The sequence below is a fragment of the Streptomyces sp. ISL-43 genome (assembly GCF_018614195.1).
GTDB lineage: Bacteria > Actinomycetota > Actinomycetes > Streptomycetales > Streptomycetaceae > Streptomyces.
Genome location: NZ_JAGGOT010000013.1, coordinates 153,272 through 179,273, shown reverse-complemented (window position 1 = coordinate 179,273; position 26,002 = coordinate 153,272). Strand labels below are relative to the sequence as shown.

21 protein-coding genes are annotated in these 26,002 nt (G+C 68.5%); 7 read left to right on the top strand and 14 right to left on the bottom strand.

Going from position 1 to position 26,002, the window contains the following annotated elements; translation table 11 throughout:
- Nucleotides 1–2 precede the first annotated feature (2 nt).
- On the bottom strand, nt 3–1,301 hold the full coding sequence (locus J7F03_RS08790) for an MFS transporter (protein ID WP_214948087.1): 1,299 nt from the start codon (nt 1,299–1,301) through the stop codon (nt 3–5).
- Between the two features lie 145 nt (nt 1,302–1,446).
- On the opposite strand from J7F03_RS08790, the gene J7F03_RS08785 reads away from it, so the two are divergent.
- Nucleotides 1,447–2,442, top strand: a complete 996-nt coding sequence (locus J7F03_RS08785; RefSeq protein ID WP_308379248.1) for a LacI family DNA-binding transcriptional regulator — start codon at nt 1,447–1,449, stop codon at nt 2,440–2,442.
- Between the two features lie 68 nt (nt 2,443–2,510).
- On the opposite strand, the gene prcA is transcribed toward J7F03_RS08785, so the two are convergent.
- From prcA to arc, 6 genes are all read right to left on the bottom strand, one after another.
- Nucleotides 2,511–3,275 carry a proteasome subunit alpha gene (prcA, locus tag J7F03_RS08780; RefSeq protein ID WP_214948085.1) on the bottom strand — a complete coding sequence of 255 codons (765 nt, stop codon included), beginning with the start codon at nt 3,273–3,275 and terminating at the stop codon, nt 2,511–2,513.
- Between the two features lie 46 nt (nt 3,276–3,321).
- Nucleotides 3,322–4,161 carry a proteasome subunit beta gene (gene prcB, locus J7F03_RS08775; RefSeq protein ID WP_214948084.1) on the bottom strand — a complete coding sequence of 280 codons (840 nt, stop codon included), beginning with the start codon at nt 4,159–4,161 and terminating at the stop codon, nt 3,322–3,324.
- On the bottom strand, nt 4,113–4,625 hold the full coding sequence (locus tag J7F03_RS08770; protein ID WP_214948083.1) for an endonuclease VII domain-containing protein: 513 nt from the start codon (nt 4,623–4,625) through the stop codon (nt 4,113–4,115). Before J7F03_RS08770 ends, prcB begins: the two co-directional genes overlap by 49 nt.
- A 117-nt stretch (nt 4,626–4,742) precedes the next feature.
- Complete coding sequence (locus J7F03_RS08765) at nt 4,743–4,955, bottom strand: ubiquitin-like protein Pup (protein WP_030294332.1); 213 nt, start codon at nt 4,953–4,955, stop codon at nt 4,743–4,745.
- Nucleotides 4,956–5,143: 188 nt separating this feature from the next.
- The gene (gene dop, locus J7F03_RS08760; protein ID WP_214948082.1) at nt 5,144–6,655 is read right to left on the bottom strand and encodes a depupylase/deamidase Dop; all 1,512 of its coding nucleotides are present in this window, start codon (nt 6,653–6,655) and stop codon (nt 5,144–5,146) included.
- A 250-nt stretch (nt 6,656–6,905) separates the two neighbouring features.
- Nucleotides 6,906–8,672, bottom strand: a complete 1,767-nt coding sequence (gene arc / locus J7F03_RS08755) for a proteasome ATPase (protein WP_214948081.1) — start codon at nt 8,670–8,672, stop codon at nt 6,906–6,908.
- Nucleotides 8,673–8,936: 264 nt separating this feature from the next.
- Here arc and J7F03_RS08750 point away from each other — a divergent pair, with 264 nt between their 5' ends.
- Nucleotides 8,937–9,257: a ferredoxin gene (locus J7F03_RS08750; protein WP_214948080.1), complete on the top strand. Its 321-nt coding sequence runs from the start codon at nt 8,937–8,939 to the stop codon at nt 9,255–9,257.
- 4 nt (nt 9,258–9,261) lie between these two features.
- Here the strand turns inward: J7F03_RS08750 and J7F03_RS08745 are convergent, their stop codons facing one another.
- The 3 genes from J7F03_RS08745 to J7F03_RS08735 form a co-directional block, all read right to left on the bottom strand.
- Complete coding sequence (locus tag J7F03_RS08745) at nt 9,262–9,897, bottom strand: hypothetical protein (RefSeq protein WP_214948079.1); 636 nt, start codon at nt 9,895–9,897, stop codon at nt 9,262–9,264.
- A gap of 192 nt (nt 9,898–10,089) precedes the next feature.
- On the bottom strand, nt 10,090–11,001 hold the full coding sequence (locus tag J7F03_RS08740; protein ID WP_214948078.1) for a tRNA (adenine-N1)-methyltransferase: 912 nt from the start codon (nt 10,999–11,001) through the stop codon (nt 10,090–10,092).
- 18 nt (nt 11,002–11,019) lie between these two features.
- A complete protein-coding gene (locus J7F03_RS08735) occupies nt 11,020–12,153 on the bottom strand; it encodes a site-2 protease family protein (protein ID WP_214948332.1) in 1,134 nt (377 codons plus the stop codon).
- A gap of 243 nt (nt 12,154–12,396) precedes the next feature.
- Here J7F03_RS08735 and J7F03_RS08730 point away from each other — a divergent pair, with 243 nt between their 5' ends.
- Together J7F03_RS08730 and J7F03_RS08725 are read left to right on the top strand one after the other, a co-directional pair.
- Entirely contained in the window at nt 12,397–13,302 is a 906-nt protein-coding gene (locus J7F03_RS08730) for a RecB family exonuclease (RefSeq protein ID WP_214948077.1), read from the top strand.
- Between the two features lie 88 nt (nt 13,303–13,390).
- A complete protein-coding gene (locus tag J7F03_RS08725) occupies nt 13,391–14,065 on the top strand; it encodes a response regulator transcription factor (RefSeq protein WP_214948076.1) in 675 nt (224 codons plus the stop codon).
- Between the two features lie 79 nt (nt 14,066–14,144).
- Here the strand turns inward: J7F03_RS08725 and J7F03_RS08720 are convergent, their stop codons facing one another.
- The 4 genes from J7F03_RS08720 to metH all read right to left on the bottom strand — a co-directional run bounded on the left by J7F03_RS08720 (nt 14,145) and on the right by metH (nt 22,231).
- Nucleotides 14,145–15,722, bottom strand: a complete 1,578-nt coding sequence (locus tag J7F03_RS08720; RefSeq protein ID WP_214948075.1) for an ABC transporter substrate-binding protein — start codon at nt 15,720–15,722, stop codon at nt 14,145–14,147.
- An 88-nt stretch (nt 15,723–15,810) separates the two neighbouring features.
- On the bottom strand, nt 15,811–17,415 hold the full coding sequence (locus J7F03_RS08715) for an ABC transporter substrate-binding protein (RefSeq protein ID WP_214948074.1): 1,605 nt from the start codon (nt 17,413–17,415) through the stop codon (nt 15,811–15,813).
- Nucleotides 17,416–17,897: 482 nt separating this feature from the next.
- A complete protein-coding gene (locus J7F03_RS08710) occupies nt 17,898–18,599 on the bottom strand; it encodes an HAD family phosphatase (protein WP_214948073.1) in 702 nt (233 codons plus the stop codon).
- Between the two features lie 122 nt (nt 18,600–18,721).
- Nucleotides 18,722–22,231, bottom strand: a complete 3,510-nt coding sequence (gene metH, locus J7F03_RS08705; RefSeq protein WP_214948072.1) for a methionine synthase — start codon at nt 22,229–22,231, stop codon at nt 18,722–18,724.
- Nucleotides 22,232–22,492: 261 nt separating this feature from the next.
- Here metH and J7F03_RS08700 point away from each other — a divergent pair, with 261 nt between their 5' ends.
- The 3 genes from J7F03_RS08700 (at nt 22,493) to glpK (ending at nt 25,975) form a co-directional block, all read left to right on the top strand.
- Nucleotides 22,493–23,260, top strand: a complete 768-nt coding sequence (locus tag J7F03_RS08700) for an IclR family transcriptional regulator (protein ID WP_214948071.1) — start codon at nt 22,493–22,495, stop codon at nt 23,258–23,260.
- Between the two features lie 328 nt (nt 23,261–23,588).
- Nucleotides 23,589–24,371 carry an MIP/aquaporin family protein gene (locus J7F03_RS08695; RefSeq protein ID WP_214948070.1) on the top strand — a complete coding sequence of 261 codons (783 nt, stop codon included), beginning with the start codon at nt 23,589–23,591 and terminating at the stop codon, nt 24,369–24,371.
- Nucleotides 24,372–24,448: 77 nt separating this feature from the next.
- The gene (gene glpK / locus J7F03_RS08690; RefSeq protein ID WP_214948069.1) at nt 24,449–25,975 is read left to right on the top strand and encodes a glycerol kinase GlpK; all 1,527 of its coding nucleotides are present in this window, start codon (nt 24,449–24,451) and stop codon (nt 25,973–25,975) included.
- The last annotated feature ends 27 nt before the right edge of the window (nt 25,976–26,002 follow it).

Sequence of the window (26,002 nt, the reverse complement as noted above, 5' to 3'; positions counted from 1 at the left end):
CATTACGCCTTCTGCTCTGTTCTGAAACCGAGTTCGCGAGCGTCGTTTCGATCATTTTCCCGAGAGCCCTCCGAAGAGCCTCCCGCGGAGCCCGCCCCGGAGCCCGCCACCGGAGGCGCCCCGACCCGCCGCGCCAGCACTTGCTGAGTGACCATCAGCACCAGCAGCGCGGCCGCCCCGGCCACACACGCCACCGCGAAACCAGTCGCCGTGCCACCCGCCTCCACCGACGGACCCGCCGCCGCCGTACCGATCGCCGCACCCACCCCGAAGAAGGTCACCAGCCAGGAGAACGCCTCCGTCACCGTCCCCGCCGGCGCGTGCCGGTCCACCACGATGAACGCACAGGCAAGCGCCGGAGCCAGGAACACCCCCGCGAGCGCCGCGAACGCCGTCATCACCACCGGACCCGGCACCAGCATCAGCGGCAGGTAACACACCGCCAGCAACGCCACCAGCAGCCGCAGCCGCCGCTCCGGAGCTCCCGGCCACTGCCGGGCGCCGTAGACCACACCGCCCGCCAGCGCACCCAGGCCCAGCGCCGCCATCAGCCAGCCGTAGACCGCCTGGCCGCCGTGCTCGTCGGCATACGCCACACCCGCCACCGTGATCGACCCGAGCGCCGTCCCCACGAAGAAGAAGGCACCCAGCAGCGCCAGCAGCCCGCGCGAGCGCAACGCCCCCAGCCAGTGCGCCTCGCGCGGCGCCGAACGCCACGTACGGGACGGCTCGGACACCACGACCGACAGCGCCCCCAGCACACCGATCGCATTGATCACCAGCAGCGCCGCCGCCGGATCCCACAGCGCGACGAAGAGCGTCACCAGCAGCGGACCGACCGTGAACATGACCTCCTGGGCCACCGCGTCCATCGCGTACGCCGCGTGCACCCGCTCCTCCTTGTGCCCCAGCACCCCCGGCCACAGCGCGCGCAGCCCGCCCTCCAGCGGCGGTGTGAACAGCCCCGCGACCACGACCGCCCCGTACGCCACCGCCACCGAACCCGTGCCGGCCAGCGCCAGCCACACCATCCCCAGCGCCGAGACCACCGCCGCCGGCAGCTGCACCCGCGGCTGCCCGTAGAGGTCCACCGCCCGGCCCAGCAGCGGCTGCCCCACCGCGTTGGCCAGCCCGTACGCCGCCGCCAGCGCCCCGGCGAGGCTGTAGCTGCCGCCCCCGGCCCGGGTGAACAGCACGATCGCGATCGGTCCGGTGCCGTTCGGCAGCCGGCCTATGAGCGTGCCCACCAGCAGCCTCGCGGCATGCCGGGTCCTGAGCAGCTCCGCGTAACCCGCGGCCATGTCCGCCCCCTTCTGCCCGGATCCAGCCGGGGTAATACGTATAACGTGACGGGTCATACGTACCATGGCCACAACCCGACGGTCCACACCACAACACCCCCCACACCCCCCGAACCCCCGTGACCTCGCACTACAGGAGCACCGTGTGACGAGACCCACCAGCCGCGACGTGGCCACCGCCGCCGGAGTCTCCCAGGCCACCGTCTCCCTCGTACTCGGCGACAAATGGCGCGGCCGCGTCTCCGAACGCACCGCCGACACCGTCCGCAAAACCGCCACCGACCTCGGCTACCGCCCCAACCTCGCCGCCCGCAACCTCCGCCTCGGCTCCACCCGCACCGCCCTCCTCGTCGTCCCCGCCCTCACCAACGAATTCTTCGCCCGCGTCTACACCGGCGCCGCCCGCGTCGCCGCCGAACACGGCTTCGGCGTCGTCCTCTACCCCTCCCCCGACGGCACCGGCCCCGCCCGCGACCCCTTCGCCTCCGCCCGCGCCGCCCTCGACGGAGTCATCGCCTCCTCCATGGCGGCGAACGCCCTCGAAGCCCTCGGCGGCGACGGACTCCCCCTCGTCATGCTCGACAGCGACCCCACCGCCCACGCCGCCGCCCACGTCAACCTCGCCATCGCCGACGGAATGCGCCAAGTCACCGAGCACCTCCTGACCCACCGCCACCGCCGCATCCTCCACCTCGCCTCCGCCGTCGGCTCCTGGACCTTCACCGTCCGCGCCGACGCCCTGGCCGCCCTCCTGGCACCCTCCGCCGAGCTGCGCACCGTACGGGCCCCCCTCAGCGTCGACGGCGCCCGTACGGCCACCGAAGCCGCCCTCAGGGCCCCCGGAGCCCGCCCCACCGCCATCGTCTGCGACGACGACGTCCTCGCCGCCGGAGCCTGCAAGGCCGCCCGCCGCCTCGGCCTGCGCGTCCCCGACGACCTCTCCGTCACGGGCTTCGACGACCTCGCCCTCGCCCTCGCCGTCGAACCGGAACTCACCACCGTCCGCCTCCCCGCCGAACGCGTCGGCGAACAGGGCATGACCGCCCTCCTCGCCGTCCTCGAAGGCACCCCGTGGACCGCCGAGGACATCCCCGTCGAACTCGTCGTCCGCGACTCCACCGGCCCCGCACCGACCACCTGAACCGGGAAACGCGAAAGCGCCCCCGGCCAAAGGCCAGGGGCGCTCTCGTCGACTGTGCGACCGCTCGACTACTCGGCTTCCTCGTCGGGAGCCTCGTCGTTCGACACGGCATCCGCCTGAGCCGCCGCCGGAACGTCCGCCTCCAGCAACCGCGACAGCTGCCGGCCCCGGATCCGCTTGAACTTGCGCTGCTGGGCCCGCGTACGGTCCAGCACCGCCACCTCCAGCCGCTCCGCCGGAATCGACTTGTCCGCACCGTTCGCCTGACTGGACAGCGCCTGCACCGCCAGCTTCAACGCCTCGGACAGGGTCATCCCGTCCTGGTGCCGCTGATCGAGGAAGGTACTGATCTGCTCGGCGTTGCCGCCGACCGCCACCGAACCGTGCTCGTCCACGATCGAACCGTCGTGCGGCAGCCGGTAGATCTGGTCGCCCGCCGCCGTCGCACCGACCTCGGCAACGACCAGCTCCACCTCGTACGGCTTCTCGCCGGCCGAGGAAAAGATGGTGCCCAGCGTCTGCGCGTACACGTTCGCCAGCCCACGGGCCGTCACATCGTCACGGTCATAGGTGTATCCGCGCAGATCGGCATAGCGCACGCCGCCGATCCGCAGGTTCTCGTACTCGTTGTACTTGCCGGCGGCCGCGAAGCCGATCCGGTCGTAGATCTCGCTGAACTTGTGCAGCGCGCGGGACGGGTTCTCGCCGACGAACACGATGCCGTCGGCGTACTGGATCACAACGAGGCTGCGGCCCCGGGCGATGCCCTTGCGGGCGTATTCCGCCCGGTCGGCCATGGCCTGCTGGGGTGAGACGTAGAACGGAGTCGACACCGGCTGTCCGTCCCTTTCTTCTGGGCTCCTACGGGGCGACGGATGGTCAGAGCAGGGCGGCGCGCGGGCCGTCGGGCTGCTCCAGCCGACGATTCGTGATCTTGCGGGCCAGCTCCGAGGACTCGGCGTCGCTCAGCCTGCGGAAGCCCTCTTCGGTCATGACGGTAACGATGGGATAGATGTGGCGGTAGAGGTCCGGCCCACCCGTCGCCGAGTCGTCGTCGGCGGCGTCGTACAGCGCCTGCACGACGAGCGTGGTGGCCTGCTCCTCCGTCAGATCCGGCTGGAACAGCTTTTTCATCGAGCCGCGGGCGAAGATCGAGCCCGATCCGGTGGCGGCGAAGCCGTGCTCCTCGGAGCGGCCGCCGGTCACGTCGTAGGAGAAGATCCGGCCCCTCTCCTTGCCCTCGTCCCACCCGGCGAAGAGCGGTACGACGGCCAGCCCCTGCATGGCCATGCCCAGATTGCTCCGGATCATGGTCGACAGGCGGTTCGCCTTGCCCTCAAGGCTCAGGGTCGCCCCCTCCACCTTCTCGAAGTGCTCCAGCTCCAGCTGGAACAGCTTCACCATCTCCACGGCCAGACCCGCGGTGCCGGCGATGCCGACGGCGGAGTACTCGTCCGCCGGGAACACCTTCTCGATGTCCCGCTGCGCGATCATGTTCCCCATGGTCGCCCGCCGGTCACCGGCGAGCACGACCCCTCCGGGGAAGGTGGCGGCCACGATGGTCGTCCCGTGCGGCGCCTCGATGACCCCGTCAGGCAGCTTGCGATTGCCCGGCAGCATCTCGGGCTGGTGCGCGCCCAAGAAGTCCATGAAGGACGAGGACCCCGGCGTCAGGAAGGCTGCCGGTAGACGCCCTGTGCCACGATTGTTGGCTTCCACGCGTGTCCCTCCAAGTATGAAACGACCCGACGAGCGGCGTCGGGATCGTCCCCCAACTTGCCGATGGCCGTGTTGCAGTTGAAGCAAAGTACGCCACGGACCTTACCCGTCGCGTGGCAATGATCCACATGCACGGCCGGAGCCTTCAGGCAGATACAGCAGACCCCGCCCTGAGCCGCGATCATTTCGTCACGATCGGCCTCGGTCATGCCATACGCACGCTTGAGGTGATTCGCCCGGCCTTCGATGGCGCGGCAGGCCTTGCACCGCGTGGAGAGGCCGTCCGACGCCGCCTTGTTCTTGTCCCATTCGGAGTGCGGCTTGATCTCCCGGCATCGCCGACAGTATTTGTGTCCCTCTGGTGCGATAACCCGTGGGCGCACGTTCTTGCCCTTGGATTTCTGGCGCTGCTGGTGATACTCGGCTGCGCACGGCCTGCAGTAACACTGCAGGCCGTCACGCATGCCCCGGTTCGACGCAAAGTCCTCGTGCGGCTTCGTTTCGCCGCACCGGGCACACCGTTTACCGACCTCCGACACTCACCCTCCCCGAAGAGTGTCACCTTCGATTCGAAGGTGAAATCACTCTCCACCCTTCTGAACGAAGGACCGCACGAAGTCCTCGGCGTTCTCCTCGAGCACATCATCGATTTCGTCAAGTACGGAGTCGACGTCGTCGGAGAGCTTTTCCTGTCGCTCCTTGAGGTCGGTCGATTCCTCGACCGCCGCCTCCTCGACCTCCTCGGTCGAGCGCTGCGCCTTCTGCTGTCCGCCGCCGGTGTCCTTGGTCGCCATGTCTACCTCACCCCGCTCGGTTCGCACGCTCACGTCGAAAGACCCCGGGATTTGGGATCCCTCAAGATCAGACCCTACGTCGGACCCTACAAGGAGGCTCCGACATTCGTCCCCGCAGTTGTCGAAAAGATCCGGCCCAACGTCCGGGTGTCTTCATGATTCCCGGACCGGAGGTCTTTCAGCCCCGCTCAGCGCCCCGAAAGCACCCGCACCAGGTCCTCCGCCGTCCGGCAGCGGTCCAGAAGCTCCTTCACGTGGGCCCGGGTGCCCCGCAGGGGTTCCAGCGTCGGGACCCGCTGGAGCGAGTCGTGGCCCGGCAGGTCGAAGATCACCGAGTCCCACGAGGCCGCGGCCACGTCGTCCGCGTACTGCTCCAGGCACCGGCCCCGGAAGTAGGCCCGGGTGTCCTCCGGCGGCTTGCTCTGCGCCCGCTCGACGGCCGTCTCGTCCACGAGCCGCTTCATCTTGCCGCGGGCCACCAGGCGGTTGTACAGCCCCTTCTCGGGCCGTACGTCGGAGTACTGCAGGTCCACGAGGTGGAGGCGGGCGGCGTCCCACTCGAGGCCGTCGCGGCGCCGGTAGCCCTCCAGGATCTCCCGCTTCGCGATCCAGTCCAGCTCTCCCGACAGACTCATCGGGTCGGTCTCCAGCCGCCCCAGTACGTCCTCCCAGCGGGCCAGCACGTCCTTGGTCTGCTCGTCCGCGTCGGAGCCGAAACGCTCCTCCACGTACTTCCTGGCCAGCTCGTAGTACTCCATCTGGAGTTGTACGGCGGTCAGTGTCCGCCCGCTGCGCAGCGTGATCAGGTGTTGCAGGTCGGGGTCGTGGGAGACCTGGTGCAGGGTGCGCACCGGCTGGTCCACGGCGAGGTCGACGTTGATGTAGCCGTCTTCGATCATGGAGAGGACGAGCGCGGTGGTGCCGAGCTTGAGGTAGGTGGAGATCTCGGAGAGGTTGGCGTCGCCGATGATCACGTGCAGCCGGCGGTACTTCTCCGCGTCGGAGTGCGGTTCGTCGCGGGTGTTGATGATGGGGCGCTTGAGGGTGGTCTCCAGGCCGACCTCGACCTCGAAGTAGTCCGCGCGCTGGCTGATCTGGAAGCCGTGTTCGCGGCCGTCCTGGCCGATGCCGATACGGCCCGCGCCGGTGACGACCTGGCGGGAGACGAAGAAGGGGGTGAGGTGGCGCACGATGTCCGAGAAGGGGGTCTCCCGCTTCATCAGGTAGTTCTCGTGCGTGCCGTAGGAGGCGCCCTTGTTGTCGGTGTTGTTCTTGTAGAGGTGGATGGGCTGGGCCCCGGGAAGCTGTGCGGCCCTGACGGCCGCCTCGGCCATGATCCGCTCGCCGGCCTTGTCCCAGAGCACGGCGTCGAGCGGGTTGGTGATCTCCGGAGAGCTGTATTCGGGGTGCGCGTGGTCGACGTAGAGCCGTGCGCCGTTGGTGAGGATGACATTGGCGAGGCCGATGTCCTCGTCGGTGAGCTGGCTGTTGTCGGCGGCCTCGCGGGCGAGGTCGAAGCCGCGGGCGTCCCGCAGCGGGTTCTCTTCCTCGAAGTCCCAGCGGGCGCGTCGCGCCCGGTGCATCGCCGCCGCGTAGGCGTTGACGATCTGGGACGAGGTGAGCATGGCATTGGCGTTCGGGTGCCCCGGGACGGAGATCCCGTACTCCGTCTCGATCCCCATTACTCGCCGTACGGTCATGCGGCCCTCCTTGCCCGGCGGCGCTCCTGTTCGGGAGCGGCGCTCAAGTACCGCTGGTGCTCCTGTGCGTCGTGTGCGGTGCCCGTCCCCGCACTGCGCGACCTGCGGTACGGAAGAGCCTAGAACCACTCCGCGCTGGTGGGGAGATCATTTCAGTCATTGACTTTGCCCTGTCACCGGCTGAAAAGAGCAGTTGGTAAAGCAGTCGGCTGCGGGTGCCCTGCCGGGCGCCCGCAGCCGGCCCGGTTTGTCAGAGGTACTGACCGGTGTTGGCCACCGTGTCGATGGAGCGTCCGGTGTCCGCGCCTTGCTTTCCGGTGACGAGGGTGCGGATGAATACGATCCGCTCGCCCTTCTTTCCGGAGATTCGGGCCCAGTCGTCGGGGTTGGTGGTGTTGGGGAGGTCTTCGTTCTCCTTGAACTCGTCCACGCAAGCCTGGAGGAGATGGGCGACGCGAAGGCCCTTCTGGTTGTGCTCGAGGAAAGCCTTGATGGCCATCTTCTTCGCACGGTCCACGATGTTCTGGATCATCGCGCCCGAGTTGAAGTCCTTGAAGTAGAGGACTTCCTTGTCGCCGTTGGCGTACGTGACCTCGAGGAAGCGGTTTTCCTCGGTTTCGGCGTACATCTGCTCGACGACGGTCTGGATCATGCTGTGGACGGTTTCGTCCGTGGATCCCTGGTGTTCGGACAGGTCGTCCGTGTGCAGGGGCAGCGAGGCCTTGAGGTACTTCGCGAAGATGTCCTTCGCGGCCTCGGCTCCGGGGCGCTCGATCTTGATCTTCACGTCGAGGCGGCCGGGGCGCAGGATGGCCGGGTCGATCATGTCCTCGCGGTTGGAGGCGCCGATGACGATGACGTTCTCCAGGCCTTCCACGCCGTCGATCTCGGCGAGCAGCTGGGGGACGATGGTGTTCTCCACGTCCGAGCTGACTCCGGATCCGCGGGTGCGGAAGAGGGATTCCATCTCGTCGAAGAAGACGATGACGGGGGTGCCCTCGCTCGCCTTCTCCCTGGCACGCTGGAAGACGAGGCGGATGTGCCGCTCGGTCTCGCCGACGTACTTGTTGAGGAGCTCGGGGCCCTTGATGTTCAGGAAATAGGACTTCCCGGTGGGCTGGCCGGTCACCTCGGCGACCTTCTTGGCAAGGGAGTTGGCCACGGCCTTGGCGATGAGCGTCTTGCCGCAGCCGGGGGGGCCGTAGAGCAGGATGCCCTTGGGGGGCCGCAGTTCGTGTTCCTTGAAGAGGTCCGGGTAGAGGTAGGGGAGCTCGACCGCGTCTCGGATCAGTTCGATCTGGTCGCCCAGGCCGCCGATCTTGTCGTAGTCGATGTCCGGGACCTCTTCGAGGACGAGGTCTTCGACCTCGCTCTTGGGGACCACTTCGTAGACGTAGCCGGAGCGGGGTTCGAGCAGGAGGGCGTCGCCGGGGCGGATGGTGATGTCCAGGAGCGGCTCGGCGAGCCTCACCACCCTTTCCTCGTCGGTGTGCCCGACCACCAGGGCGCGCTCGCCGTCCTCGAGGATTTCCTTGAGGGTGACGATGTCCCCGGCCCGCTCGTATTCCATGGCTTCGACCACGTTGAGGGCTTCGTTGAGCATGACCTCCTGGCCGCGCCGGAGGTCTTCCGGTTCGACGCTGGGGCTCACGTTCACGCGGAGCTTTCGGCCGCCGGTGAAGATGTCGACAGTGCCGTCTTCGTTCGCCTGCAGGAAGACTCCGAAGCCGGCCGGCGGCTGTGCGAGCCGGTCGACTTCTTCCTTGAGGGCCACGATCTGGTCGCGGGCCTCGCGCAGGGTATTGGCCAGACGCTCGTTCTGGGCGGAGACGCCTGCCAGGTTTGTCTGGAGCTCGACGATCCGCTCTTCGAGAATCCTCGTGTGTCGCGGAGAGTCGGCGAGCTTACGTCGCAGGACGGCGATTTCCTGCTCGAGATAGGCAACCTGGCCGGCGGGGTCCTCAGACCCTCGCCCGGGCCGGATGCCGCGGTTGATGTCGTCGTCGTGGGCTGCCACGGTCCTCACCTCCTCCAAGGGGAGCTGGACGCTTTCTGACCCTACCTGGGCTGGTGGTGATTGAAACCCCTAGATCACAAAGACGGTAGGGGTGTGTCCGATCTTCACCCTTGCGTACTCCCTCACGCCAAGGAAATACCCACCCATCAAACTCGGGAAGCGGCCGGTTGTAAGGTCGAACTGTTCAACACCCGTCAGAGCTCGTGCGACTTGCCGCGAGTTGTGTCCGGGATGGATCACTCATCGCAGGGAACGGCAGGAGATATGACCGTGCAGCAGGAGGCTCCCGCGGGCGGCGTCGGCGAGGCCGGAGAGCCGCTCGAGGTCTGGATCGACCAGGACCTCTGCACCGGCGACGGCATCTGTGTGCAGTACGCGCCGGAGGTGTTCGAGCTGGACATCGACGGTCTGGCGTATGTGAAGAGCCCTGCCGACGAGCTGCTCGTGGAGGCGGGGGCGACCACTCCGGTTCCGCTGGTGCTGCTCCAGGACGTGGTGGACTCGGCGAAGGAATGTCCCGGGGACTGCATCCATGTACGGCGCGTTTCGGACAGGGTCGAGGTCTTCGGTCCCGACGCGGAGTGACGGTTCAAACACCCGTGGCAGTCGAGTCCGTAAGCTCCTGGCGGAATTTTCCGCCGGTCCAGCGCCACTTGGCGAGCTGCTTGGTGTCGGGGCTGTAGCGGGGGATTTCGGGCGAGGAGTAGCCGAGGAGCGTGGCGGTGACGATTCCGTCGCGCACGGTGAGGTCGGTCACGGCCTGTCGGCGGCCGGCTTCGAGGAGGGTGGCGACGACCCGGGGGCTCGCGCTCCCGCCGGTGTCCCGGGTGAGTACGTAGATGGCGTGCGGCGGGGTTCCGGAGCCGGCGTCGCAGCGGACGGCCGCCACGGTTTCGGGGCGGCCGTCGCCGTCCAGATCGCCTTCGGCGGCGGCCGTGACGGCCTGGGGGGCGCCCCGGCAGTCCAGGGGGTACGTGAGCGCGTGCGGGTCGGGGGCGGCCGCCTCGGGGCCCTTCTGGGGGCTCGCGGGAGTCGCGGGGCTCGTCGGGCTCGACGGGCCCGCCGGCGCGGTGGGGGCCCCGGTTGCCGGGTCGGGCTGGAGGAATCCCGCGCCGGCTATGACGGCGGCCATGGCCGAGGCGGTCGCGAGCCAGTGGACGGGCCGCGCGCGGTGGTGCGCCAGGGTTTGCGAATCCGGCGCCGGCTCGGCGGGGCTGTGCGTCACTCGGGATGTCTCCTGTGCGAAGGGTGACGGGGAGCCAGCATCGTGCCACACCTCACATCGGGGTGGAACGGGTGGGTCCGCACCGGCGGGGCCGGTTTCCGGGACAACGAAAAGACGCTGTGGCGCAGTTCCCGGATCGTGGGGGGAACTGCGCCGCAGCGTCTGTGTGTTGGGCGGGCGGTCGGCCGTGGGTCAGCCGCGGTCGCCCGAGGAGCCGGACTGGCTGCCGGGGCCGTCGTAGTCCTCGCCGTAGGCGCCCTTGGCGGGGCGGCGGCGGCGCATGGGCGGCTCGACGCCGTCCGCGAGCCGGCGGGCGGTGACGAGGAAGCCGGTGTGGCCGATCATCCGGTGGTCCGGGCGGACGGCCAGGCCTTCGACGTGCCAGTTGCGGATCATCGATTCCCAGGGCTGCGGTTCGGCGTAGCAGCCGAACTCGCGGATGGATTCGACGGTCCGGGCGAGCTGGGTGGTGGTGGCCACGTAGCAGCAGAGGATGCCGCCGGGGACCAGCGCCTTGGAGACGGCTTCCAGGCATTCCCAGGGGGCGAGCATGTCGAGGATCACGCGGTCGACGTCCGTGTCGGACAGGTTGTCCTGGAGGTCGCCCACGGTCAGCTGCCACGCGGGGTGCGGGCCGCCGAAGTAGCGCTCGACGTTGGAGGTGGCGATCTCGGCGAAGTCCGCGCGGCGCTCGTAGCTGTGGAGCATGCCCTGGTCGCCGATGGCGCGCAGCAGGAAGCTGCTCAGGGAGCCGGAGCCCACACCTGCTTCCACGACTCGGGCGCCGGGGAAGATGTCGGCGAAGGCCAGGATCTGGCCCGCGTCCTTGGGGTAGACCACGGCGGCACCGCGGGGCATGGACAGGACATAGTCGGGGAGCAGGGGACGCAGCGCGAGGTACGCGACGTTGCCCGTGGTACGGACAACACTGCCCTCGGGGGAGCCGATCAGCTCGTCGTGCGGGAAGGAACCCTTGTGGGTGTGGAAATTCTTCCCGGCTTCGAGCGTGAACGTGTAGTGGCGGCCCTTGGGGTCGGTGAGCTGAACCTGGTCCCCGACCTCGAAGGGCCCGCGTCGGCGGGCGGCACCGGTCGGTTCGGACATGTGACCAGTGTATTGGCTTCAGGACTGGGGCCGCGCCATGGCCTTCACGAAGGCCTTCTCGACGTCGAGGGTGGACAGCACGCCGTAGATCGCGCCGTCCTGTTCGAGGACGAGGTACTCGCTGGCGGGGGTGGTGCGGAGGTGGTCGAGGAGTTCTTCGCCGGTGAGGTCCGCGGAAACCTTCATGCCGTCGGTGAGGTCTTGGGAGAGGGTGCTGACGGCGACCCAGGGGCGGCGGTGTTCGGGGACGGCGGCGATGGCGCTCTCGCGGACGATGCCGGTGGGGTCGCCGAGTCCGTCGACGACGACGAGGGCGCGGGCGCCGGCTTCGTTGGCGCGGCGCAGGGCTTCGGAGAGCGGGGTGGCGTTCTCGACGGGGATGGCCCGGCGGGTGAGTTTGCGGGCTTGGAGTTCCGGGAGGTGTTCGCGCAGGCGGGCCATGCGCAGGCTGTTGCCGGCTCCGGTCCAGATGATCGCGGCGAGGATCGCGGCGAGCAGGGCGTCCATGACGGTGTCCATGCCGCCGATCTCGTCGGCGCGGTTGCCGAGGGTCCCGGTGTAGTTCAGGAGGGGCAGGCCGAGGAGGACGGCGACGGCGAGGGCGCGGCCGACCCAGGCGGCGGCGATGGTGCCGGTCATGGGTTTGCCGGTGATGCCCCAGATGACGGCGCGGAGCATGCGGCCGCCGTCGAGGGGGAGGCCCGGGAGGAGGTTGAAGGCGGCGACGAGGAGGTTGGAGATCATCAGGCCGGCGAGGAGGACGCCGGGGACGCTGGCGGGTTCGACGGTCTTCATGCCGAGGTAGAAGGCGCCGGCGAGGAGGAGGGAGAGCAGGGGGCCGACGAAGGCGAGGACGAATTCGCGGCCGGGGGTCTCGGATTCCTTCTCGATCTCGGAGACGCCGCCGAAGAACTGGAGCTGGATGCGGCGTACGGGGAGTTTGAAGCGCAGGGCGGCGATGGTGTGGGCGAGTTCGTGGACGAGCACGGAGGCGTAGAAGGCGACGGCGAAGAAGAGGGCGACGAGGTAGCGGGCCGGGCCGAGGTCGGGGAGGATCCGGTCGAGCTGGTCGCCGAAGACCCAGGTGATGAGGGCGGCGACGAGGAACCAGCTGGGCGAGACGTAGACGGGTACGCCGAAGGGGCGGCCCATGAGGAGTCCGCCGCCCGGTCGTGAGCGCCGGCCCGCGCGCTCGCCGGTCTCGTCGGTGTCTGCCACGGTTGTCCTTCGTTCGCTGCTGTCCGGCGCTGTGTGCGCGTCGGCGGTTCTTCTGCTTTTTCCCGGTGGTGTCCGGGTGCGCCGTAGCGCGGTGTGATGCTCCGATCATGCAGTGCGAGGGGGCTTTGAGTCGATGGTATGCGCGTGCTGTCGGTGGCGGGTCGTAGGGTTTTCCGTATGACGACGAGCCCCGGCAGCGGTCCGGACGACGCAGTGAGCAGTTCCGTGTCCGGCCAGGGGATGGCTGTGGCGCCTTCTTCGCTGTCGCCTTCGCGGGCGAGCGACTTCATGCGGTGTCCGCTGCTGTACCGGTTTCGGGTGATCGACAAGCTGCCGGAGAAGCCGAGTGCGGCGGCGACGCGGGGGACGCTGGTGCACGCGGTGCTGGAGCGGCTCTTCGACCATCCGGCGGTGGAGCGGACGGCGCCGCGGGCGAAGGCTTTGATTCCGGGGCAGTGGGACCGGCTGCTGGAGTCGAAGCCGGAGCTGACGGAGTTGTTCGCCGAGGGTGACGAGGGGGTGGAGCTGGCGCGTTGGCTGACGGAGGCCGAGGCGCTGGTGGACCGGTGGTTCACATTGGAGGATCCGACCCGGCTGGAGCCGGTGGAGCGGGAGTTCTTCGTGGAGACGGAGCTGGAGTCGGGGCTGCGGCTGCGCGGGATCATCGACCGGGTGGACGTGGCGCCGACGGGTGAGGTGCGGATCGTCGACTACAAGACGGGCAAGGCGCCGCGGCCGGAGTACGCGGAGGGTGCGCTGTTCCAGATGAAGTTCTACGCGCTGGTGGTGTGGCGGCTCAAGCGTGTGGTGCCGCGGCGGCTTCAGCTGGTGTATCTGGGCAGTGGGGACGTGTTGACGTACGACCCGGTGGTCGAGGATCTGGAGCGGATGGAGCGCAAGCTGCTGGCTCTGTGGGAGGCGATCCGGGAGGCGACGGAAACGGGTGACTGGCGGCCGCGGCGGACGAAGCTGTGCGGTTGGTGTGATCATCAGGCGGTGTGTCCGGAGTTCGGCGGGACTCCCCCGGCCTACCCTCTGACCATCCTTCCCCGTGGTGGCGCGGAGGGTCCGTCCGGGCCGTAGGGAGGGCCGGGGAGCAATTGTGATCTTCGGATCAGGGCAGAATGGGCGGCGTCCCCCGATGCCGTCCGACGAACACGAGGTAGACCCTGTGGCGATCCGCGTACTGCTGGTCGACGACCAGCCGCTCCTGCGCACCGGTTTCCGGATGATCCTGGAGGCCGAAGGCGATCTGGCGGTGGTCGGCGAGGCCGGGGACGGGCTGCAGGCGCTGGACCAGGTGCGGGCGCTGCAGCCCGATGTGGTGCTGATGGACATCCGGATGCCGCGGATGGACGGGGTGGAGGCGACCCGGCAGATCACGGGTCCGGGCCGGGACGGTCCGGCGAAGGTGCTCGTGCTGACCACGTTCGATCTGGACGAGTACGTGGTGGAGGCGCTGCGGGCGGGGGCCAGCGGGTTCCTGCTGAAGGATGCTCCCGCGCAGGAGCTGGTGCAGGCGATCCGGGTGGTGGCGGGCGGCGAGGCGATGCTCGCGCCGAGCATCACGCGGCGGCTGCTGGACAAGTACGCGGGTCATCTACCGTCGGGCGAGGACAGTGTGCCGGACATGCTGGGCACGCTGACGGAGCGCGAGGTCGAGGTGCTCAAGCTGGTGGCCCGGGGCCTGTCGAACGCGGAGATCGCGGCGGACCTGTTCGTGAGCGAGACCACGGTGAAGACGCATGTGGGTCACGTGCTGACGAAGCTGGGGCTGCGGGACCGGGTGCAGGCCGCGGTGTACGCGTACGAGAGCGGTCTGGTGCGGCCGGGCGCCGGGCAGTAGCCGGTGCGGCCGGCCGCCGTACGGGGACGGGCCCGCTTCCGCGTGACGCGGAGGCGGGCCCGTTCTCGTGGTGGCCGGTTCAGCCCTTGCTGATCTCCCAGAAGCGGAAGACGGTCGAGGCGTCCAGGGACCACTGCAGGCCGGTGACGTTCTGGCGGGTGACCGCGTACTGCTTGCTCTGCCAGAGCGGGAGGAGCGGGATCTCGTCGGCGACGATGTCCTGGAGGCGGCTGTAGTCGTTGGCGGTGGCGCCCCGGTCCGCCTTGGCGGAGGTCGCCGGGATGATCGTCCCGGTGATCTCCTTGTTGTCGTAGTTGTTGTGCAGGACGTTGTCCGGACCGAAGAACGGCTGCGTGAAGTTGTCGGCGTCGGGGTAGTCGGGTACCCAGCCCTTCACGTAGACGCCGTACTTGCCGTCCTGGACGTCCTTCTCGTACTGCTCGAACTCGACGGACTTGACGTCGGCTTCGAAGAGGCCGCTGTCGTTCAGCTGCTTGGCGATGAGCTGGAATTCCTGGTCGGTCGAGGGGCCGTAGCGGCTGGGCGTCGAGTACAGGGTGATCTTCACCTTGTCCTTGATGCCGGCCGTGCGCAGGACGGCCTTGGCCTTCTCCAGCTGGGGGCTGCCGCCGTAGCGGTCGAAGAAGGAGGTGGTGTGCGAGGCGATGCCGGCCGGGACGATGGAGTACAGCGGGGTGGCCGTGCCGTCGTAGACCTGCTTGACGAGCGCGTCGCGGTCGATGAGGTAGGCGAAGGCCTTGCGGACGGGGAGCTTTCCGGCGACCGGGTCGTTCACGTTGAAGACGAGGTGTTCGACTTCGGCGCCGGCGCCCTGGACGACCTCGACCTTCTGGTCGCCGCTCTGGGAGGCGAGGCCGGCGATGTCCTTGGCGGCGATGCCGCGGAAGGCGAAGTCGACGTCGCCGCTTTCGAGGACCTTCTTGAGGGCGGCCTGGTCCTCGTTGAAGAACTTCATGGTGACGCCGCTGTTCTTCGCCTTGGCCTTGCCGCTGTAGGAGCCGTTGACGGAGAAACTGGCGCTCTTGTCGTTGATCGAGTCCAGTTTGTAGACGCCGGAGCCCGTGGCCTTGCCGTCCGCGCGGAGTTTGTCCGCGGGGTACTCGGTGTGGTCGACGATGGAGCCGGCGCCCGAGGCGATCTTGCTCGGGAAGGTGGCGTCGGAGGTCTTGAGGTTGAAGACGACGGTCTTGTCATCGGGGGTCTCGATGGAGCCGATCGAGGCCAGCATGACGGCCGGGCCGTTCTCGTCGTTGATCTTCAGGGTGCGCTCGAAGGAGTACTTGACGTCCTTCGCGGTGAGGCTGTTGCCGTTGCTGAACTTCAGGCCGCCGCGCAGGGTGCACTCGTACACCTTGCTGTCGCTGCCCTTGAAGCCGCAGGACTGCGCGGCGTCGGGTTCGGGCGTGGTGCCGCCCTTGGGGAAGCTGACCAGGGACTGGAAGACGTTGTTGAAGAGCAGCCAGGAGCCGGGGTCGTAGCCCGAGGCGGGGTCGGTGGCCTTCACCTTGTCGGATATGCCCATGACGACGCCCTTGCCGCTGCCGGCGTTCGAGCCATCCGTCGACCCGCAACCGCTGAGCAGCGCGGCGGCGGTGGCAGCGCCGAGCGGGGCTGCCAACCACTGGTTACGTCTCATCACGCGAACGTCCTTCTCAGTCTCACTGACTCATCTGACTTGTCTGTTCCGGTCCGCCGGTGTGCGCGCGGGCCGGGGGTCGTGCTGTTCAGCCGCTGACGCCGCGGCCGAGTTCCCACAGCTGGAGGTCGGAGATGGCGTTGACCGACCACTCCACTCCGGTGATCCCGTCGCGCGCCGCGACGTACTGCTTGCCCTGCCACAGGGGCAGGACGGGTACGTCCTCGGCGACGATGTCCTGCATCTCCGTGATCGCGGGGACGGCGACGCCGCGGTCGACCGCGCGCCGGGATTCGGGGATGAGCTTGGTGCGCACCGCGGTGTTGGCGTACGGCGTGCCCAGGAAGTTGTCCTGCTCCAGGAACGGGGCGAGGAAGTTGTCGGCGTCGGGGAAGTCGGGGAACCAGCCGAGCCCGTAGGCGGCGTACTCGCCCTTCTTCTGCGCGGGGCGGAATTCCGCCCAGTCGGCGCCCTGGACGGTGACGTCGAAGAGCTGGGTGGCGTTCAGCTGGGTCTTGAGGGCTTCGAACTCGGCCGCGGTGCCGTCGCCGTAGTGGTCGTTGGTGTAGTTGAGGGTGAGCTTGACCGGGGTTTTGATCCCGGCGGCCTTCAGCAGGTCGGCGGCCTTGGCGGTGTTGCCCTCGCCGTACTTGTTGAAGAAGGAGTTCACGTGGCCGGTCACGGTGGTGGGGACCAGCGAGTACAGGGGCTGCGCGGACTTTCCGTACACCTGGGAGACGAGGGCGCCCCGGTCGACGGCGGCCGCGAGGGCCTGGCGTACGGCCTTGTCCTTGACGGTGGGGGCGTCGGTGTTGAAGCCGAGGTAGCGGATCTCCAGGCCGGGCATGGGGACGAGCTTGATGCCCTTGGGAGGCTTGGCGGACAGCTCGGTGATCTGGGCGGGCGACAGGGTGCGGGAGACCACGTGGACGGTGCCGCGCTCCAGGGCCTTGCCCATGGCCTCGGAGTCGTCGAAGGCGCGCAGTTCGGCCTTGTCGTTCTGGAGCTTCAGGTCACCCTTGTAGTTCGGGTTCTTGCTGAAGACGGCGCGGACGAGGCGGTTGTCCTTGACCTCGGCCTTCATCGTGTACGGGCCGGACCCGTCGACCGTGAAGCCTTCGCGGAGCTTCTTGGCGTCGTACTTCTTGGCGCTGACGATGCCGGCCGCGGGGGTGGAGAGCTTGTACGGGAAGGTCGCGTCGGAGCTCTTCAGGTGGAAGACGACCGTGTCGGCGCTCTTGGCTTCGACGGTGTCGATGGTCGAGAGCAGCGAGGAGGGGCCGTTCTCGTCCTTGATGGCGAGGACGCGCTCGATGGAGAACTTGACGTCCTGGGCGGTGAGCGGGTCTCCGCCGGCGAACTTGAGGCCGGGGCGCAGGGTGCAGCGGTAGCTCTGGTTGCCGGTGTCGGTGAAGCGGCAGTCGGAGGCCGCTTCGGGGACGGGCTGGCCGCCGCCGCGCGGGGTGTGCATCAGCGTCTGGACGGTCTGGCGCAGGATGTTCCAGGTGCCGGCGTCGTAGGCGTACGCGGGGTCGAGCGGGGCGGGAGCGTAGTCGGCTGCCTCGAACCGGTCGGTGGTCCCGACGACGATCGCCCCGGATCCCGCTCCACCGCCGCTGGTGCTGCCGCAGGCGGTCAGCACGGGGGTGAGCAGTCCGGCGGCTGCCGTCAGCACCATGGTCTTGCGGTTCATGCTGGAAGTACTCCCTCGACCCGGCACTTGTTCAAAGCTGGCGTGGAGGGCATCGCGACGGTCGCCCGTTCTGGGCGGAACGATCGGGCCGGTGTTGTGACGATCGGTCCACGCGGTTCCGGCAACAGGGGGTGTGTTTCCGGGACGGCTGAGGTACGGCGCAGTGCCCGGATCGACATTAGTGGCCTGGAGGGGGGTGGCTTGAACCGGCCGGATCGGGGGCGTAGTCGCTCCGTTGCGCGAGTGGACCGGGGGTGTGCGCGGGGGCGTTCGCAGATTCGGTCAGGTACTGATCAATGCGGACACAAGGGATGGCACAGGAGGGCGCGGAGTGGTGCGAAGGGGGCTTTGCCGGTGACAAAGGTCACCTGGGACAACTCCCCCGGGAAGGATGGAATTTCGGCCTCCGGGGGAGGGCGCGAAAGATCCGCCCCCGGAACCTGGGTCCCGGGGGCGGATCGTCCCGTACGGAGTGTGCGCGGTCAGTTCATCGGAGTGATGAGGGAGCGCAGGAACGGCAGGTCCACGTCTTCGAGGGAACCCATGATCGTGCGACCCGGCGCGGGGGCGATCAGGCCGACCGAGGGGATGGCGACGACCCGGCAGCCTGCGGCCTCGGCGGCGGCCACACCGGTGGCGGTGTCCTCGATGACGGCGCAGCGCGAGGGGTGCGCGCCGAGGGTGCGGGCGGCGAGGAGGTACGGATCGGGGTGCGGCTTGGTGCGCGTGACCTCGTCGCCGGCGACCGTCATGGTGAAGCGGTCACGGCCGAGGGTGAGCAGGACCTGGTCGATGACGCGGCGGTGGGAGGCGGAGACGAGGGCGGTGGGCACGTTGTGCCGGGCCAGCTCGCTCAGCAGCCGCTCGGCACCCGGCATGAGGGGCACGCGGTCGGCGATGCGGGCTTCGAAGCGCTCGTTGAGCAGGACGGTGAGCTCGGCGAGGCCGATGGCGGCGCCGGTGGATTCGATGAGGAAGCCGGCGCTGCGGGTCATGGGGCCCCCGACGACGACGTCCCGCCAGCCTTCGTCGAGGCGGTGGCCGAGCTCGCCGAAGACGTCGACCTCGATCTCCCACCAAAAGCCCTCGGTGTCCACGAGGGTGCCGTCCATGTCGAGCAGCACCGCCTGCAGGGCATGCCCGTCGGCCGTACGGGCGACGGGGGCGGGAACTGTGCTCGTCATGCGCGCACCTCTCTGCAGGGTCCTCGGAGGACGACGAGGCCGGTCACCTCGCCGCTCGGGGCACGCCCCGGGGCGACAGGTGACCGGCCTGTATGGGACCGACTAGTGTACGCCGGTCCGTCTCAGCGTGCGTTGAAATATTTCGCCTGGGGGTGGTGGATCACGATGGCGTCGGTGGACTGCTCCGGGTGGAGCTGGAACTCCTCGGAGAGGTGGACGCCGATCCGCTCCGGCTGCAGGAGGTCGGCGATCTTGGCGCGGTCCTCCAGGTCGGGGCAGGCCCCGTACCCGAGGGAGAAGCGGGCCCCGCGGTACTTGAGGTCGAACATGTCCTCGACCTTGGCCGGGTCCTCGCCGCCGAAGCCGAGCTCGGCGCGGACGCGGGCGTGCCAGTACTCGGCCATGGCCTCGGCGAGCTGGACCGACAGGCCGTGCAGCTCGAGGTAGTCGCGGTAGGAGTCGGACTCGAAGAGCTTGGCCGTGGCCTCGCCGATCTTCGAGCCGACGGTGACGACCTGGAGGCCGACGACATCGGTCTCCCCGGACTCCTCGGGACGGAAGAAGTCGGCCAGGCAGAGCCGGCGCCCGCGGCGCTGGCGCGGGAAGGTGAAGCGGGTCCGCTCGTTGCCGGCCTCGTCGAGGATGATCAGGTCCTCGCCCTTGGAGACGCAGGGGAAGTACCCGTAGACCACGGCCGCTTCCAGCAGGTTCTCGGTGTGCAGCTTGTCCAGGAGGCCGCGCAGGCGCGGCCGGCCCTCGCTCTCGACGAGCTCCTCGTACGTGGCTCCGCCGGCGCGGGCCTGCTTCAGCCCCCACTGGCCCTTGAAGAGGGCGCCCTCGTCCAGCCAGGAGGCGTAGTCCTTGAGCGGGATGCCCTTGACCACCCGGGTGCCCCAGAACGGCGGGGTCGGGACCGGGTTGTCGGTGGAGGTGTCGGAACGGCCGCCGGGCTCCTCCGCCTCCTCGACCAGGACCGGCGTGTCCCGCTTGGCGACGCGGCGCTGCTTGAGCTCGGGCAGGGTGGCGCCGGGAACTCCGCGCTTCACGGCGATGAGGGCGTCCATGAGGCGCAGGCCTTCGAAGGCGTCGCGGGCGTAGCGGACCTCTCCCTCGTAGATCTCGTGGAGGTCCTGTTCGACGTAGGCGCGGGTCAGGGCGGCGCCGCCGAGGATGACCGGGTAGTCGGCTGCCAGCTTGCGCTGGTTGAGCTCCTCCAGGTTCTCCTTCATGATCACCGTCGACTTGACCAGCAGGCCCGACATGCCGATGACGTCGGCCTTGTGCTCCTGCGCGGCCTCGAGGATCGCGGAGACCGGCTGCTTGATACCGATGTTGACCACGTTGTAGCCGTTGTTGGTCAAGATGATGTCGACGAGGTTCTTGCCGATGTCGTGGACATCACCGCGGACGGTCGCCAGGACGATGGTGCCCTTGCCGTCGTCGTCGGTCTTCTCCATATGCGGTTCCAGATGGGCGACCGCCGTCTTCATCACCTCGGCGGACTGCAGCACGAACGGCAACTGCATCTGCCCGGACCCGAACAGCTCACCGACGACCTTCATACCCTCAAGCAGGGTGTCGTTGACGATCTCCAGCGCGGGCCGGGTCTGCAGGGCCTCGTCGAGGTCAGCCTCCAAACCGTTCTTCTCACCATCGATGATCCGACGCTGCAAACGCTCGTCCAACGGCAACGCGAGGAGCTCCTCGGCACGGCCGTCCTTCATCGACTTCGTGTTGACGCCCTCGAAGAGAGCCATCAGCTTCTGCAGCGGGTCGTAACCCTCCGCCCGCCGGTCATAGATCAGATCGAGGGCGGTGGTCACCTGCTCGTCATCGAACCGCGCGATCGGCAGGATCTTGCTCGCGTGGACGATCGCCGAATCCAGGCCCGCCTTCACGCACTCGTGGAGGAAGACCGAGTTCAGCAGCACACGGGCCGCCGGATTGAGACCGAAGGAAATATTCGACAAGCCCAGGGTCGTCTGCACGTCCGGGTGGCGGCGCTTCAGCTCACGGATCGACTCGATCGTCGCGATACCGTCCTTACGGGACTCCTCCTGACCCGTGCAGATCGTGAACGTCAACGTGTCGATGAGGATGTCCGACTCGTGGATCCCCCAGTTCCCCGTCAGATCCACGATCAGCCGCTCCGCGATCGCGACCTTGTGCTCGACCGTGCGAGCCTGACCCTCCTCGTCGATCGTCAACGCGATCAGCGCCGCACCATGCTCCTGAGCAAGACGGGTCACCTTCGCGAAACGCGACTCCGGACCGTCACCATCCTCGTAATTCACCGAGTTGATGACCGCACGCCCGCCCAGCTTCTCCAGACCCGCCCGCAGGACCGGAACCTCCGTGGAGTCCAAAACGATCGGCAGAGTCGAAGCCGTCGCGAAGCGACCGGCCAGCTCCCGCATGTCGGCGACACCATCACGCCCGACATAGTCCACACACAAGTCCAGCATGTGCGCGCCCTCGCGGATCTGGTCCCGGACCATCTCCACACAGTCATCCCAACGAGCCTCCAACATGGCCTCGCGGAACTTCTTCGACCCGTTCGCGTTCGTCCGCTCACCGATCGCCATATACGAGATGTCCTGCCGGAACGGCACCGTCTGATACAGCGAAGACGCACCCGGCTCCGGACGCGGATCACGGACCGCCGGGCTCAGCCCACGCACCCGCTCGACGACCTGACGCAAATGCTCCGGCGTCGTCCCACAGCAACCGCCGACCAGCGACAGCCCGTACTCACGGACGAACGTCTCCTGCGCATCCGCCAGCTCACCCGCCGACAGCGGATAGTGCGCGCCGTTCTTCCCCAACACCGGCAGGCCCGCATTCGGCATGCACGACAGCGGGATACGGGAATTCCGCGCGAGGTAGCGCAGGTGCTCACTCATCTCCGCCGGACCGGTCGCACAGTTCAAACCGATCATGTCGATGCCCAACGGCTCCAACGCCGTCAAAGCCGCACCGATCTCCGAACCGAGGAGCATCGTGCCGGTCGTCTCGACCGTCACCGAGCAGATCAGCGGAACGGAGACACCCAGCGCCTCCATGGCGCGGCGGGCACCCACGATGGAGGACTTGGTCTGCAGCAGGTCCTGACTGGTTTCCACCAGCAGCGCGTCCGCGCCGCCGGCGATCAGGCCCTCGGCGTTGACCTGGTACGCGTCGCGGATCGTCCCGTAATCGATGTGGCCGAGGGTGGGGAGCTTCGTCCCGGGGCCCATGGAGCCCAGGACCCACCTCTGCTGCCCCGTCGAGGCGGTGAACTCGTCCGCGACCTCGCGGGCGATGCGGGCACCCGCCACCGACAGCTCGTGGTTGCGCTCCGCGATGTCGTACTCGGCCAGCGCCGCGTAGTTCGTACCGAACGTGTTGGTCTCCACACAGTCCACGCCCGCCGCGAAATACTCCCGGTGCACGTTCGCCACGATGTCCGGACGCGTCACGTTCAAGACCTCGTTACAGCCCTCCAGCTGCTCGAAGTCCTCCATGCTCGGGTCCTGCGCCTGCAGCATCGTCCCCATCGCCCCGTCGGCCACGACCACACGGGTCGCCAGTGCCTGGCGGAGGGCATCGGCCCGGGTCTGGGTGTCTGCGGGCGGGTTCGGCAACGAGGCCATGACTGTGCTCCCTGGGATGCGACGGCTGTCGGCTTTGCACCCCCTCTGTGTCAAGGGTGCACGCGGTCAGGGTAACCGCGTGGAACCGGCCTCGGTGAGGCTGTCCCACGTGGCGGACTGCATTCTGTGCGCGGGGAGTGGCGGCTTTCGGCCGGGGGTATCCAGGCCGACCCGTTTACCAGGACCCTTCCCGTATGCAAGATGTCGGCATCGACCGATAGTGTTCAGCATTGTCGAACTACGTCAGCAGGAGGCTGCGCGATGGCACGGAACATCCAGTCGCTCGAACGAGCCGCTGCGATGCTGCGGCTCCTGGCGGGCGGCGAGCGCCGGCTGGGGCTCTCGGACGTGGCCTCTTCCCTGGGCCTGGCCAAGGGGACGGCGCACGGGATCCTGCGCACGCTGCAGGCCGAGGGTTTCGTGGAGCAGGACCCGGCCTCCGGCCGCTACCAGCTCGGCGCGGAGCTGCTGCGCCTGGGCAACAGCTATCTGGACGTCCACGAGCTGCGGGCCCGCGCCCTCGTCTGGACGGACGATCTGGCCCGCGCGAGCGGGGAGAGCGTCTACGTGGGGGTGCTCCACAAGAGCGGGGTGCTGATCATGCACCACGTGTTCAGGCCGGACGACAGCCGGCAGGTCCTGGAGGTCGGGGCCATGCAGCCGCTGCACTCCACGGCCCTGGGCAAGGTCTTGTCGGCGTACGACCCGGTGGCGCACACACAGGTCCTGGAGGTGGAGCGGGACGCGTTCACCCCCCGCACGGTCACCGACGGGGCCGCCTTCGAAGAGGTCCTGGAGCTGACCCGGGCGCGCGGCTGGGCCAGCGATATCGAGGAGACCTGGGACGGGCTCGCCTCGGTGGCGGCCCCCATCCACGACCGGCGCAGGATGCCGGTCGGCGCGGTGGCCGTCGCGGGGGCTGTGGAGCGGGTGTGCGGGGACTCGGGGGAGCCCCGGGCGTCCCTCGTGGCGTCCGTACGGGACTGCGCGCGGGCTGTTTCGCGCGACCTCGGGGCGGGCCGGTTCTGATCCGGCCGACCCCCATCGCTTTCCCCTGACCACCCAGACGCCGCCCCAATGTGGCATCTGGGTGGTTTTTGGCGTTTTATGATCACTCAATGGCCCGATTTGGTCGATCGCACCGAGTGGTAACAATCCGGCCCCTTGGCCCGGCCAGCCCTTGACGCCCGCTTCACCTGGCGGAAAACTGCCGTTCATCGGTCGGCATTGCCGAACACCTACCGGCAATACGCGTTAGGGTGTGGCAAGGCCAAGGACCGGTGCAGCACTCACCGAGTGTGTGGACCGCCGGAGGGACCCGGTGGCCCACCACCCCTGAACGACAAAGGAGTCGCGGGTGTCCAGCTCCGACATCTTCATCGGCGAGACCATCGGTACCGCCCTGCTCACACTCCTCGGCGGCGGCGTCTGCGCCGCACTGACGCTCAAGAGCTCCAAGGCCCGCGGCGCTGGCTGGCTCGCGATCACCTTCGGCTGGGGTTTCGCCGTCCTGATCGCCGCCTACGTGTCCGCACCGCTCTCCGGTGCGCACCTCAACCCGGCCGTCACGGTCGGCCTCGCGATCAAGAGCGGCGACTGGAGCGACGTACCGGTCTACTTCGCCGGCCAGCTCCTCGGCGCGATGATCGGCTCGGTCCTGATGTGGATCACCTACTACGGTCAGTTCCGGGCTCACCTGGCCGACCCCGAGCACATCCGTGACGCCAAGCTCGGTCCCGAGGACCCGCACCCGCACGACGTGGCCGGCCCGGTGCTCGGGATCTTCTCCACCGGCCCCGAGATCCGCAACGTGGTCCAGAACCTCACCACCGAGATCATCGGCACCGCCGTCCTGGTCCTGGCCATCCTGACCCAGGGCCTCCAGGACGACGGCAAGGGCCTCGGTGTCATCGGCGTCCTGATCACCTCGTTCGTGGTCGTCGGCATCGGCCTGTCGCTCGGCGGCCCGACCGGCTACGCCATCAACCCGGTCCGCGACCTCGGCCCGCGCATCGTCCACTCCCTGCTGCCGCTGCCCAACAAGGGCGGCTCGGACTGGAGCTACTCCTGGATCCCGGTGCTCGGCCCCCTCGCGGGTGCCGCGCTCGCCGGCGGTCTGTACAACATCGCGTTCGCCTGATCAGCATCGGCACCACGGCACCACCCGCACCGCCATTCTGATTCCGCCTACCACGACACCTGCCAGGAGCAGCCACCATGACCAGCAGCACCGGCCCCTTCATCGCCGCGATCGACCAGGGCACCACCTCCTCCCGCTGCATCGTCTTCGACCGCGACGGCCGCATCGTCGCCGTCGACCAGAAGGAGCACGAGCAGATCTTCCCGAAGCCGGGCTGGGTCGAGCACGACGCCGCCGAGATCTGGACCAACGTCCAGGAGGTCGTCGCCGGAGCCATCGCCAAGGCGGAGATCACCGCCGCGGACGTCAAGGCCGTCGGCATCACCAACCAGCGCGAGACCACCCTGCTGTGGGACAAGAACACCGGCGAGCCGGTCCACAACGCGCTGGTCTGGCAGGACACCCGCACCGACGCCCTGTGCAAGGAGCTCGGCCGCAACGTCGGCCAGGACCGCTTCCGCCGCGAGACCGGCCTGCCGCTGGCGAGCTACTTCGCCGGCCCCAAGGTCCGCTGGCTGCTCGACAACGTCGAGGGCCTGCGCGAGCGCGCCGAGGCCGGGGACATCCTCTTCGGCACCATGGACTCCTGGGTCATCTGGAACCTCACCGGCGGCGCCCAGGGCGGTGTGCACGTCACCGACGTCACCAACGCCTCGCGCACCATGCTGATGAACCTGCACACCCTGGCCTGGGACGACAAGATCGCCGAGTCCATGGACGTGCCGCTCAACGTCCTCCCGGAGATCAAGTCCTCCGCCGAGGTCTACGGCCACGTCAAGGAGGGCGTCCTCGCCGGTGTCCCGGTCGCCTCGGCGCTCGGCGACCAGCAGGCCGCGCTGTTCGGGCAGACCTGTTTCGCCGAGGGCGAGGCGAAGTCCACGTACGGCACCGGCACGTTCATGCTGATGAACACCGGCGACAAGATCATCAACTCCTACAGCGGCCTGCTGACCACGGTCGGCTACCAGATCGGCGACCAGCAGCCGGTCTACGCGCTGGAGGGCTCCATCGCCGTCACCGGCTCGCTCGTCCAGTGGATGCGCGACCAGATGGGCCTGATCAAGTCCGCGGCCGAGATCGAGACGCTGGCCTCCTCCGTCGAGGACAACGGCGGCGCGTACTTCGTGCCGGCCTTCTCCGGCCTGTTCGCCCCGTACTGGCGCTCCGACGCCCGCGGTGTGATCACCGGCCTCACCCGGTACGTCACCAAGGCGCACATCGCCCGTGCCGTCCTGGAGGCCACCGCCTGGCAGACCCGCGAGATCACCGACGCCATGACCAAGGACTCGGGCGTCGAGCTCGCCGCCCTCAAGGTCGACGGCGGCATGACCTCCAACAACCTGCTGATGCAGACGCTCTCGGACTTCCTGGACGCCCCCGTGGTGCGCCCGATGGTCGCCGAGACCACCTGCCTCGGCGCCGCCTACGCCGCCGGCCTGGCCGTCGGCTTCTGGCCCGACACCGACGCCCTGCGCGCCAACTGGCGCCGCGCGGCGGAGTGGACCCCGCGGATGCCCGCCGAGCAGCGGGAGCGCGAGTACAAGAGCTGGCTCAAGGCCGTGGAGCGGTCGATGGGCTGGATCGACGACGAAGACGCCAGCTGACCGCACGGCCGGCGCAATCGACGAGTA